The organism is Halolactibacillus sp. JCM 19043, from assembly GCF_001310395.1.
GTDB lineage: Bacteria > Bacillota > Bacilli > Bacillales > Amphibacillaceae > Halolactibacillus > Halolactibacillus miurensis.
In genome coordinates this window covers 1-12,942 of the sequence record NZ_BAXD01000050.1, presented here as the reverse complement: position 1 = coordinate 12,942, position 12,942 = coordinate 1, and the positions used below count along the sequence as shown (strand labels likewise).

Sequence of the window (12,942 nt, the reverse complement as noted above, 5' to 3'; positions counted from 1 at the left end):
TGATAAAAAAGAAAAAAACAGTAAAATTAAACGGTATTGCTTTCAATATTTAACAAGATACCTACCGCCATAAAGTTAATGAGTAACGATGACCCACCATAACTAAGAAACGGCAGCGTAAGACCGGTGACTGGTAACACCCCGATGACGACCGCTATATTGATCCAGACTTGTAACGTCATCATCGTCACTAAACCGAGGACGAGTGTTTGAGCAAAATTGTCTTGAACGAATAGCGCTAACTTTAAGCCTCTGTAGAAGAACATCATAAATAACCCAATCACTAAACCAGCACCAATCAGGCCTAGTTCTTCAGAAATAACCGCAAAGATAAAATCATTATGTGGTTCTGGTAAATAGAAATATTTTTGTTTCCCCCGCAAAAAGCCCGTGCCTAAAATACCACCCGGTCCGATGGCTAAAAGCGATTGAATGGATTGAAAACCACTGCCTAAAGGATCTTGCCACGGATCTAAAAAGGCAGTTAACCGTCTGATGCGGTATGGAGCAGCTAAAATAAGGCCAATTAAACCCGATAGGCCGAGTATAAACAAGCTAAAGAAATGTTTGATTTTCGCTCCTTGAAAAAATAGGGTACATACACTGCCCCCCACAATGATTAAGCCTGTTCCAAGGTCAGGTTGTAGCATGACTAGACCAAACGACAATAGAATAACAACGAGACGAAATAGTAAGCCGCTTCCTAACTGACTAACTGGATAGACTAAATGTTCATTTAAGTAACAAAGATAAATAATCAAGGTGACTTTCACAATCTCTGCTGGTTGAATATTAAAGCTAGCTAAACCAATCCAACTTCTAGCTCCTCCTCTGACAAGGCTATCCCTGGTATTAATACGAGAATGAGTAAGATAATAGATAAGACAAATAATAGCGGCGCCCTTTTTTTATATAGTTGGTACGGAACCCTTTGAAAGATTGCCATCAAGCCGCAACCTAAACCAAAAAAGATGGCTTGCCGTTTCAAGAAATAATAAGGATCCAAAAAACGCTCAGTAGCGATGACAGATGACGCACTATAAATCATGAATAATCCAATCACAGACAAAATAAATACTGGCCAAAACAGTGACGTCGGCTTTATCATTCGATTCATAAAAAAACACACCCTAACAATATCCTATTGTTAGAGTGTATGCACGGTATCGATAAATATATCTCCGCGTATTTCAAAGTTTTTAAACTGATCCCAACTTGCACATGCAGGCGATAACAACACAACGTCACCGGCTTTAGCATCAGCGGCTGCCCGCTTTGTCATTTCTTCTAATGTCTCCCCAACAACCGTTGGGATGTTTTGTTTTATACCGACTTCATGTAACTTATCTTTCGTTTCACCGTATACGTATAAACCAACGACGTGATCTAAATGTGGCAATAGCTCATCAAAACCATTACCACGATCAAGTCCACCCGCAATGAGTCGAACAGGTACGTTAAAAGCTTGTAAAGCTGTAACGGTCGCTAATATATTTGTCGCCTTTGAGTCATTATAGAAACGCACGCCGTCTTGCTCTTTAACAAACTGTAACCGATGTTTCACACCGGTAAATGTCGTTAATACGTCCTTGATTCCTTCAATCGTTGCCCCTAACAATAAAGCGCTGATACTGCTTGCTAAAATGTTTTCTAAGTTATGCGCACCGACGAGTTTAATATCAGAAATATCAATGATTTTTTGTTGTTTAAAGAACAGCGCACCGTCTCGAATATAACCACCGTCCGTCAGGATTTCTTTCCGTGAAAAAGGAATCTTCGTTGCTTTTGCTGTTTGGACAAGCTTGACGACTTCAGCATTATCGGCATTATAAACCAAGTAATCATCTGCTTGTTGATGAGCGAAAATATTCGCTTTAGCCTGTTTATAAGCGTCAAAATCCCCGTGATAATCCAGATGCGCAGCAAATAAATTGAGCAGGACACTGACTTTCGGCTTAAACGTGCCACTCCCCATCAATTGAAAGGACGAAAGCTCTAATACGAGCCGATCTTCTTCAAGCTCATAACTTACCTCTGTTGCGACATGGCCAATATTACCCGCTGCACGCACTTTCTGATTGCTTCGCGCTAACATTTGTTCCGTTAAAGTCGTGGTCGTCGTCTTGCCATTAGAACCGGTAATCGCCACAGTCGGAACATCGATCATATAAGGTAATAACGCAATTTCTGTTAGAATCGGAATACCTCGTTTTCCTGCTGCCTCTAGTAATGGATTCGTATACGGAATACCAGGATTTTTAATAATCACCTCACACGTATCTAGTAACGATTCAGATGGTTCGCCGAGTTGAACAGTCACCCCTAGGTCAATGAGCGCTTTTACTTCTGGGTCAGTTACTTTCGCGTTTAAATCACTTGCAACGACATGAAAGCCTTCGGCATGCAAAATACGACTGACAGCTGTACCCGTTTTAGCTAAGCCTAGAATAAGAATATGTTGATAGGGAAAGCCTTTAATATGATGAACCATTTACAACACCACCTGAATAAGGATCGATATAATGCTAGATAGTAAACCGATTGACCAAAAGGTTGTCACAACACGCCATTCTGACCAACCTTTTAGTTCGAAATGATGATGAATCGGACTCATAAGAAAGACACGTTTCCCTCGTGTTTTAAAAGAAATGACTTGAATCATCACCGATAGCGTTTCAACCACAAAGACGAAACCAACGAATACAAGGAGAATTTCAAGCTTCAATACAAGGCCAATTGCCCCAAGTAATCCACCTAATGCAAGTGAACCGGTATCACCCATAAATACTTTGGCTGGATGGGCATTGAATACTAAAAATCCGAGTAATCCGCCGACAACACTAAAGCTAATCATACTAACGACTGACTCCGTCGTCGTCAGTGCGGCAATGATACCGAAAGTAAGAAAACTAATCGTCCCAAGTCCCCCAACGAGTCCGTCTAACCCATCGGTTAAGTTAACCGCATTAGAAGCCCCAACGAGTAGCACCACAACAAAAATCGGATAAAGAAATCCAAGATCAATTAAGACCTCAGTCCCAGGAATGGCGAGGGTTGTATCAATCTCTGTCCCCAATAATAAAAAGTAAAACAATACACTGACAAATAGCTGGCCGATTAATTTTTGAATGGACGTTAACCCTAAATTTCTTTTTAACACAACTTTAATAAAATCATCTATAAAGCCTAATAAACCGAAGCCAATAAAAACGACCATTAACAGGACCCATTCTCTTGAAAAAAATGTCCCCATCACAAAACGATGTAAAATTAAACTGCCAATCACAACACTAACGATAATCATAACGCCACCCATTGTAGGTGTGCCTGTTTTTTTCTGGTGTGATTTCGGTCCTTCTTCACGAATACTTTGACCGAATTTCAGTCGACGTAAAAAAGGGATAATCATTGGTGCGGTTATAACGACAATAAAAAAACTAACAAGTATACTAGCGATAATAAAAAGTAAATCCATACTGTTCCTCCATCTTTCTCGTCTCACATTTGGTTATGACTAGTTATTTAATCTTCTTTTAATTGCTGAATAATTTGCTCTAAGCGCATCCCGCGTGAGGCTTTAAACAAAATAACACTGGGATGATCGAGTTGTTTAAGTAAATGTACCGCCTCTTCACTTGTCTTTACATGAGTATGTTCAACGTGTGAGTAATCAGAAATATTTTTGGCTAGTTGACCGACGGTCAAGACGTAATCGATAGGCGCATCAATACTCTCACCGACTTCACGGTGGTATTGATCTGCTTTCTCACCTAGTTCATACATATCACCTAAGACCAGCACTTTTTGACGGGGGTCTGATAACGACTGAATTAATTTTATCGCTGCCTTCATCGATGTCGGTGAGGCGTTATAGGCATCATTAATAAATAAATGCTCATGCCAATGTTCTTGTTCAAAACGCATCCCTGTTTTCTCTAACTGATTAAATCCTTGTTGAATTAAGGCATCCGTTAATCCAATCTCTCGACCAACAAGAACCGCATACATCGCATTTTTCGCATGATGTTGACCAATCATCGGAATCGTAAAGAGGTGCTGTGTTGATCGGTCTAGAAATGTCGTTGTCTCTAGTGTGAGAGTATCCATACTGATCATGTGTGACACCTCGCCAGTGAATCCAACAGCGTAGGTTTTAACAGCATACGAACGCTCAAGTAACGGTTCATCTCCATCATAGATTAACACACCTTCTGCCCTAAGGCCCGATAAAATTTCTAATTTTGCTTCAGCAATCCCTTCGCGTGTCTTCAAAAATTCAATATGTGACTCACCGATATTCGTAATAACAGCGATATCTGGTGTGGCAATCTCTGATAATTGTTTAATTTCACCGAAGTTACTCATACCCATTTCTAACACTAAATATGCCGTATCATTTGGAGCGGATAAAATCGTCAAGGGCAATCCTATATGATTATTATAATTCCCTTTGGTGACATGGGTCTTCCCGCGTTCTTTTGTGACAGCCCCAATTAAATCTTTTGTTGAGGTCTTACCGTTGGACCCGGTAATACCAATGACGACGGCATTTAGTGTCTTACGGTAATGTTTGGCTAAAGCCTGTAGTGCTGTTAAGGTATCGTCTACAATGTAGAGTGTGACCTCGCGCTCATCAATCTCAGGTAAAGGATGATCCGCTTGCCAAAACGACGCTTTAGCGCCTTGATTAATCGCCTCAAGTAAAAAATCATGAGCATCAAAGCGTTCCCCAACAATCGGCACAAATAACTGACCATGTAACGACGCCCGACTATCTGTTGACACGCCTTCAACATTCTCAGGCGGTTTTCCAATCACAGATTGTGCCACCGCTGTTAATAATTGATAAGGAATCATTTAATCACCTAACCTTTTTTCTAAATAATCATGGGCGACTTGGTAATCATCAAATGGATACGTTTCACGTCCAATAATTTGATAGGTTTCATGACCTTTTCCAGCAATTAAAATAACATCAGACTCACGAGCTAAATCAATCGCACGATGAATCGCTTGTTTTCGATCAATTTCCACCACGTAATTAGACGATTCTATTCCTTTCTCCATATCTTTAATGATTGTCTCAGGATCTTCTGTACGCGGGTTATCTGATGTCAAAATCGTGACATCACTATACGTCTCACTCACATGCGCCATCAATGGTCGTTTCGTTTTGTCACGATCGCCACCACAACCAACGACACAATAAATCTTTCCTGTCGCAAAGGTTTGGATTGTTTCTAACACATTTTTAAGTGAATCTGGCGTATGGCATAATCAACAATGACTGAATAATGCGTGTTTGTTTGTACTGATTGAAATCGTCCCTTCACACCTGGAAGCGATTCGAGCGCCGCTTTAATCACGTTCATTGATACCCCACTTTTAAGTGCGGTTGCTGTTGCCGCTAACATGTTATACACATTAAATTTACCTATGAGCTTGGACGTAATCCTCACCTCATCAACCATACCCGATAGAGTAAATTGAGTTTGGGTGGCTGATAATTGAATATCGGTCGCATATAAATCACTTGCCGGAGTTAAGCCATAAGTAACGACCGGTTGGCTCGTCGCATGAATAAAATGTTCAGCGTATGCATCGTCCGCATTTATCACCGCATATTTAGGTCGCACTGGATCATAGCGATTACCTAGCTGTTGAAATAAACGTTCCTTCGCTAAACGATAATCCATCATCGATGGATGATAATCTAAATGGTCTTGTGTCAGATTAGTAAAAACAGCTATATCAAAATCAATCCCTCTAACACGTCCTTCTTCAAGCGCATGCGACGATACCTCCATCATACAATGGTCGACATTCGCTTGTTTCATCGCCTGAAAACTATTGAATAAATAAGATGGTTCGGGTGTTGTATTTTTAATTGGGAAACTTTTGTCGCCAATTTTCATTTGAATGGTCCCTACAAGGGCGGTTTGTTGTTTATTCTTTTTGAATATCTCTTCTAAGATATACGTAATCGACGTCTTGCCATTTGTACCTGTGATCCCAATCATGTGCATCTCATTCGTCGGATAGTCATACATCTCATTCGCTAAGAAACTAAGGACGCGGAAGACATCTTTCACTTTAATTTGTACAAGTGGGCTATCCGTTAACTCATGCTCAACGAGTAACGCCACAGCCCCTTGGTCATAGGCTTGTTGAGCAAAATCATGACCATCAACGGTATACCCTTTATACACGCAAATAAAGCGCCTGCTTTTACTTCACGGGAATCTGTCGTCATATGCGTAATGACGGGATTTTGTTCATTTATTATCTGATAGACAAACGGTAGTCGTTCTAATAATGTTTGAAGTTCTTTCATTTTGGTTTGAGTAGAAAGTTCACTTTCTACCTACGCCTCCTCTCTATTATTCAGGTTAAACACCTTGATGACTTACTTATATACGAGCCATTGCCATAGGAAAAAGGCATTCTTTATGAATGCCTTCCTTCTTTCATTCATCCATGTCCATTATATCAAAAATGTCACGTGATGCCATGATTAATTATCACTGGTTAAGAATAATTCTATAACACTGCCTTCCCTGACACGTTCGCCTGGTTTTGGACGTTGATCTAATACGACGTCGCCTTCTCCTGAGATATCTAATGTAAATAATTCATACTGAGTCAAGATATGGGAAATATCTTCCCCAATATAATCCGGCACTTCAACAAACCGCTTCTCAGGCCAATCCACTTCTTTATCGACACCAGCTGTTTTTTCAACCCCTTGTAAGGTTAAGACATCGTCAATGATACGACCAACAATAGGAGCCGCGACTACTCCACCAAATTGCACCGTGTTTTTCGGATTATCAATCGCGACATAGACGACAATTTCCGGTGCCTGCATCGGCGCTATACCGATAAAAGAGACGATATGATTATTCGCCATATAACGGCCATCAGGTCCGACTTTTTGAGCAGTTCCTGTTTTCCCACCCACACGATAACCTTCAACATAAGCCCCTCGCCCTGTCCCTTTACTCACGACTGACTCAAGTGCCTCTCTTACGAGTTTTGACGTTTCTTCGCTAATCACTTGTTTACCATCCGTTGAGGTAACCGGTATATGTGACTGGATAATAGTCGGCTGAATCCGGTGACCGCCATTGACAATCGCGCTGACCGCACTCACTTGTTGAATCGGTGTAACGGCAACCCCTTGACCAAATGCTGTCGTCGCAAGTTCTACCGGTCCTACCTGACTCGTGTGAAATAAAATTCCAGTCGCTTCACCATTTAATTCAATGCCCGTTTTTTCTCCAAAACCAAACGCATCAATATATTGAAACAAGCGCTCTTTTCCAAGTCGTTGACCTAACACAACAAATCCGGGATTACATGAATTTTCAACGACCTCTAAGAAAGTTTGATCACCATGACCACCACGTTTCCAACAACGCAAATGTTGTCCCGCCACTTGAATAGAGCCGTGATCATGATAGTGGTCTTCAGTCAAATCAACAACACCTTCTTCAATTGCGGCGGCTAATGTAATAATTTTAAACGTTGAGCCTGGCTCATACGTTGACCAAATAGGCAAATTATGATTGTATACATCTGCGTCTACTTCTTGATAGCGATCAGGTTGATAGGTCGGACGTGTCGCCATCGCCAATATTTCGCCCGTGTTTGGATTTTGTACAATCGCTAGCGCCTGGTCCGGTTGATAAGTAGCCACAGCTTGGTCTAACTCGCGTTCAATAATCATTTGTATATCCAAATCGATTGTAAGCGCAACTGACTTTCCACTTGTCGGTAACTGAAGTTGATCAGATTCATTTGGTAACCGGCGACCCTTCGCATCAGCATAATAGCGTATTCTACCAGACTCACCACTTAACATATCGTCGTATATTTGTTCAATGCCTAACAGGCCTTGTTGATCAATCCCAGTAAAACCTAAAACATGACTCAGTAACGAACCATATGGATAGGACCGCTCATAATCATCCACAAAATATAGTCCCGCTAAATCTAAACCGATTAACTTGGTTGACACATGTGGTGGTAATTTAATGGCTTCCCGCATTTTAACAACCGCGATTTGTTGACTGACGGCTTCTTCCACCACCGCACGGTCTAGCTGAAGCGCTTGACTTAAGGCAGCAACAACCGCCGCTTGATCTGTTATTTGTCTAGGAACAATTAATAAAGTTTTCACCCGTTCATTCGTTACAATCACGCGATGATGCGGTCGATGATCTCCCCCCTGGGTGCTTCGAGAGTGAGATCTCTTAACCATAAATCCTCCCCCTTTTCTAACAGGCTTGGATAAGACCATACTTGTAAATAAACTAACCGACCACAAAGAATGAAAAATAAACCTATAAACAGAAAAAAAACAGTGATGATGCGCTTGCTCACTCGGAAACGATACATACTTAACCTACTTTCTTTTAAGGAAGATGTAGTTTACTGTATGAGTGAAATCAGTTCATCATGCACTGTTTAATTTTGTTTTAAAGCTATTCAACGCCAGATTCTTTCGTTTCTTCCTCAGGCGAGACAGGATTGAAATCAGTAAAGTCAAAAAGAATATAGTCTCCTGAAGCAATCGGTGTTCCAGGTTCAATCGATTGTTTTTCTAAATAACCTTGACCGACAATTTCATGATCAAGTTTTAGTAGGTTACTTAATTGAACAACTTCTCGCAATGACCAACCCGATAAATCCGGTAGTTTGGGTTGATCTGTCACTAAGATGATATGATCTGTCGAGAGGATCGTCTCACCGGCTGTTTTATTGCTAGCCGTAATCGTTGGACCGTCACCTACAACAGTAACCTGAACCCCTTGACTGGTTAAGTTATCCGCAATATCTTCTGTCTTTAGTCCAACAGCTACCGGCATCACTAATTCGTTCACCGTTGACACTTGATCTTTATCCGGTTGTATATTTTGATAATGTAACGCATTCTCCATCACATGATTAAAAATATACGACACAGGTTTAGAGCCGGATTCCGTTGCTTCAAGCTCTGGTTGTTGAACGGTGACATACATCAGTAATTCAGGGTCTTCGCTTGGTGCCATGCCAATAAAAGAAAAGATATAATTTTCCCGTCCATATAAATACCCTGAGGCGCCACCAGAGATTTGAGCCGTACCGGTTTTACCTGCTAGCGTATAAGACGGTAGTTCAAAAATTCCGTTAGCTGTCCCAGTTTCTTCTGTGACAACTGATTCCATCGCTTGTAATACTTGCTGAGCCGTATCCTCTGAGATAGGTTCACCGGCAATGGTTGGCGTATTTTCCTTAATCACATCACCTGTATTTGGATCTGTGATGGACTGAATAATATAAGGGGTCATCATGTGACCATTATTCGCGATGGCTGTTGCTGCTTTAACGATTTGAATGGGCGTCACGGTTGTCCCTTGGCCAAACGCCGCATTTAGCTGTTCGATTGGGTAACGATATACTAGCCGGCCAAGTGTTTCTCGCGGTAAATCAATGCCAGTCAATTGATCAAATTGAAAGGCTTTTAAATACTCTAAAAACGTCTCCGTTCCAACCTTTTCCCAGACCAACTTTGCCATCGCCACGTTTGATGAACGCTGGAAACCTTCCGCATAGGTGATTGTGCCCCAATGTTTACGATAATCTGGTACAGCACGTGTAATTTCCGGAATTTTGTAGGTTCCTGATTGATACGTTTCATTAGGATTATATACCCCTTCTTCAATCGCTGATGCCAATGTGAAGATTTTCATCGTTGAGCCTGGTTCAATCGGCGTTGAGACAATATCGTTATACCAGTTCGTGACATTCCCTAAATCATTCGGATTATAACTCGGCCTTGAACCCATCGCAATGATTTCACCTGTTTTAGGGTTAATGACCGTTGCTGTGATGCGTTTCGGATTGAATTCTGCCTCTACTTGGCTTAGCGCATCTTCTAGAATGGTTTGTACTTTTTGATCTAACGTCAACTGAACATTAAATCCGTCTTGCTTTTCTAATACTTGAACCTCTTCATTTAGCAGTGGATCATTATATCTATCCTTAAGCAGGGTCACTGAACCGTCTGTACCTGTCAGTAACTCATCTAACTGCGCTTCAATACCAGTAATCCCTTCAATTAATTGGTCATCGTTCGTTTGAGCTAAGCCAATGACATGTGAAGCAAAGATACCATTGGGATAGTACCGTTTAGCTTCTTCAATAAAGTGAACACCCGGTAAGTCTAGCGCATCAATCTGTAATTTTTGTTCTCGCGTTAAATTTGTCCCTTCACGTCCAAATTCAACTTGAAAGCGGCCATCAGCGCTCCCTTTGTCAAGGATGTCTTGGACAACTGATGCGTCCATGCCGATTATTGGCGCCAATTGTTCTGCCGTTGTCGCTGGGTCAGCAACATGGTTCAAACGTTTTTCAGGATCAGGTGAAAAGGAGGGGTCGACAATCGCATAGAGTCGGTATACATTAATATCTTGTGCTAAAACCATCTCGTTTCGATCATAGATATAACCTCTCTTTGCTGGTGTAACTTCCTTTTTCTCACGCTGGTCTTTTGCCCATGCCTCTAAATTAAAACCATCGACTTGTCCTGTTGCTTGAATATAGAGCATTTTCCCTGTCAGTATAAGAAAAAACACAACCACCGCAAGTATGACTGGGTGGTAGGGTTTGATTTTTGATGAAGTCGTCTTTGATGTCAGCTGTTTTTTCATAGGCATTCACTCAATTAACTTTTGATGCTTGTTTCACTTTAGTATTTTGTATGTCTAACCCATGTTCTTTAGCAACGGCTAGGATCCGTTCAGGATTAGAGAGTTCCATTTTTTGATAAGCTAAATTTTCATTCACCATTTGTTGCTCGGTCATCTCTGTTTTGACTGATTCAATATTCCGATTGATTCCGTCAATTTCTGCGCTCATATGAATCACAAAAAACAGTGCGAGACAAAACCCTAATGCATATAGACCCATTAATATGTATTCACCTGATGTCAATCGTTTGGATCTAACGACAACTTTAACTTGTTTCGATTGTTTTCTCTGTGGTATTTGTTGATGTACAAACGCTCTATCTAGCTCATCATTCATCCCGTCCTTTGTCATAAAAGAATTGTTCATCCCACGCCTTTACTTTTTCAACAATACGTAATTTAGCTGATCGTGCGCGTCTGTTGTCGGATAATTCGGCTTCATCGGCGACGATCGGTTTTCGCGTCACCATTTTAAAAGGCGGTTGACTACCTTCTGGCACAACCGGCATGTTTCTCGGAAGTGGTGGTGTCGTACTCCACTTCTTAAATGCTTGTTTACAAATCCGGTCTTCTAAAGAGTGGAACGTAATCACTGCCACTCGTCCACCAATACTCGTTAACTCCGCTGCTTGATGTAACACATCGTAAAAGGCGTTTAATTCATCGTTCACCGCAATCCGAATCGCTTGGAAAATCCGCTTCGCGGGGTGTCCACCTTTTCGTCTAGCTCGATGCGGAATTGCTTCTTTAATCAGCTCGACAAGTTCATCTGTCGTTTTTATAGGCGCTACTTCTCGTTGTCTCTCAATGGCACGAGCGACTTGTTTTGAGAATTTTTCTTCACCGTAACGGAAAAATATTTTAACTAAATCATGATAGTCCCAATCATTCACCACATCGTATGCGCTTAAGTCTTGTGTTTGATCCATTCGCATATCTAGCGGCGCATCTTGATGATAGCTAAATCCACGTTCACCGTGGTCTAGTTGAGGTGATGAAACACCTAAATCAAATAAAAACCCATCAACGGATTGGATATTACGTGACACAAGTGCTTGTTTCATATGTCTAAAATTCGAATGAATAAAAATAATGTTAGCTTCATATGGCCTTAATCGTTCTTTAGCTGCGGATAAGGCTTCTAAATCTTGATCAAAACAAATCAGTTTCCCTGTCGTTAATTGTTTGACGATTTGAAGTGAATGTCCGCCAGCACCGAGTGTCCCGTCTACGTATATTCCTTCTGGTTTAATATTTAATCCATCAATCGTTTCTTTCATTAATACGCTTTCATGTTCGAACATTTACTTTCACCTCATTTATATCATTTATCTTATCTGATCCTTTTAATTCTCATCGTCACAAATCAAAGTCCATCATATTTTCAGCAATTTCTGAGAATGTATCTGCGGATGCTTCCATATAACTTTCCCACTGCGCTTCTGCCCAAATCTCAATACGATTAGATACACCAACGACAGCACACGCTTTTTCTATCCCCGCATACGCGGTTAGTGTCTGTGGTAAATTGATACGCCCTTGTTTATCTACTTCACACTCTGTTGCACCAGAGAAAAAGAACCGACTAAACGCCCGGGCATCTTTTTTAGTTAATGGGAGCTTTTTTATCTTCTCTTCTAAGATGTGCCATTCTGTTTCAGGATATACAAATAAACATTGATCTAAACCACGGGTCACGACAAAGCGTTCTCCAAGGTCATCACGAAATTTAGCCGGCATAATTAACCGACCTTTAGCATCAATATTATGTTTGTATTCACCCATAAACATAATCATCGCCCACCTTTTCTTATAGTCTACCACATCCCCCCACTTCTCACCACATATTTTTGGGTTACGATTAGAAAAATTGGTAAATAGTACATATGTTCGCCTTTTATTATTTACAGTAACGTTTTTTATCGCTTGTTTTGAATATTTTTGAAGTGACAAACATATATTCCACATGGTATTATTAAAGCACTAACAGTGACCGTCACAAAACAAAGAGAGGGTGTGTATCATGGGCATGAAGGCAATCTTTTCAAATCGCTTATATAAGCATAAAATCGATGCAAACTTTGTTATGTCCATGGATCACACCCTTCGGATGTTTAATCAAGCCAAACATTTTCGCTATCAAGCGGAGGTCCGGGAGCTTAGGGGCGTGAAAGCGGAAAATCCCGTCTCCATCCATCAACAATTGAAA

Annotated in this window: 10 protein-coding genes and 2 pseudogenes; 1 reads left to right on the top strand and 11 read right to left on the bottom strand. The window is 40.9% G+C overall.

Features of this window, described 5'->3' with window-relative positions; genetic code table 11:
- Nucleotides 1-26: 26 nt before the first annotated feature.
- From JCM19043_RS14830 to mraZ, 11 genes and pseudogenes are all read right to left on the bottom strand, one after another.
- The gene (locus JCM19043_RS14830; RefSeq protein WP_369813899.1) at nucleotides 27-791 is read right to left on the bottom strand and encodes an FtsW/RodA/SpoVE family cell cycle protein; all 765 of its coding nucleotides are present in this window, start codon (nucleotides 789-791) and stop codon (nucleotides 27-29) included.
- Between the two features lie 11 nt (nucleotides 792-802).
- Nucleotides 803-1,117, bottom strand: coding sequence for an FtsW/RodA/SpoVE family cell cycle protein (locus tag JCM19043_RS19090; RefSeq protein WP_369813898.1), 315 nt, complete (start codon nucleotides 1,115-1,117; stop codon nucleotides 803-805).
- Between the two features lie 30 nt (nucleotides 1,118-1,147).
- Nucleotides 1,148-2,491, bottom strand: coding sequence for a UDP-N-acetylmuramoyl-L-alanine--D-glutamate ligase (gene murD, locus JCM19043_RS14825; RefSeq protein ID WP_062323709.1), 1,344 nt, complete (start codon nucleotides 2,489-2,491; stop codon nucleotides 1,148-1,150).
- Nucleotides 2,492-3,475, bottom strand: a complete 984-nt coding sequence (mraY, locus tag JCM19043_RS14820) for a phospho-N-acetylmuramoyl-pentapeptide-transferase (RefSeq protein WP_062323707.1) — start codon at nucleotides 3,473-3,475, stop codon at nucleotides 2,492-2,494. It lies immediately after the preceding gene.
- Between the two features lie 47 nt (nucleotides 3,476-3,522).
- Nucleotides 3,523-4,857 (bottom strand): UDP-N-acetylmuramoyl-tripeptide--D-alanyl-D-alanine ligase, encoded by a 1,335-nt coding sequence (gene murF, locus JCM19043_RS14815; RefSeq protein WP_062323705.1) that lies wholly within the window; start codon nucleotides 4,855-4,857, stop codon nucleotides 3,523-3,525.
- Nucleotides 4,858-6,334 (bottom strand): annotated as a pseudogene (locus JCM19043_RS14810) (UDP-N-acetylmuramoyl-L-alanyl-D-glutamate--2,6-diaminopimelate ligase).
- Nucleotides 6,335-6,514: 180 nt separating this feature from the next.
- Nucleotides 6,515-8,400, bottom strand: a pseudogene (locus JCM19043_RS14805) (penicillin-binding transpeptidase domain-containing protein).
- Nucleotides 8,401-8,486: 86 nt separating this feature from the next.
- Nucleotides 8,487-10,694 carry a penicillin-binding transpeptidase domain-containing protein gene (locus JCM19043_RS14800; RefSeq protein WP_082394590.1) on the bottom strand — a complete coding sequence of 736 codons (2,208 nt, stop codon included), beginning with the start codon at nucleotides 10,692-10,694 and terminating at the stop codon, nucleotides 8,487-8,489.
- A 10-nt stretch (nucleotides 10,695-10,704) separates the two neighbouring features.
- Nucleotides 10,705-11,085, bottom strand: a complete 381-nt coding sequence (gene ftsL / locus JCM19043_RS14795) for a cell division protein FtsL (protein WP_062323703.1) — start codon at nucleotides 11,083-11,085, stop codon at nucleotides 10,705-10,707.
- Entirely contained in the window at nucleotides 11,063-12,037 is a 975-nt protein-coding gene (rsmH, locus tag JCM19043_RS14790) for a 16S rRNA (cytosine(1402)-N(4))-methyltransferase RsmH (protein WP_062323701.1), read from the bottom strand. The genes ftsL and rsmH overlap by 23 nt, the downstream gene beginning before the upstream one ends.
- A 55-nt stretch (nucleotides 12,038-12,092) precedes the next feature.
- A complete protein-coding gene (mraZ, locus tag JCM19043_RS14785; protein ID WP_062323699.1) occupies nucleotides 12,093-12,524 on the bottom strand; it encodes a division/cell wall cluster transcriptional repressor MraZ in 432 nt (143 codons plus the stop codon).
- A 232-nt stretch (nucleotides 12,525-12,756) separates the two neighbouring features.
- Here mraZ and JCM19043_RS14780 point away from each other — a divergent pair.
- Nucleotides 12,757-12,942 (top strand): hypothetical protein (locus JCM19043_RS14780; RefSeq protein WP_369813897.1); only part of this gene is annotated, 186 nt, incomplete at its 3' end.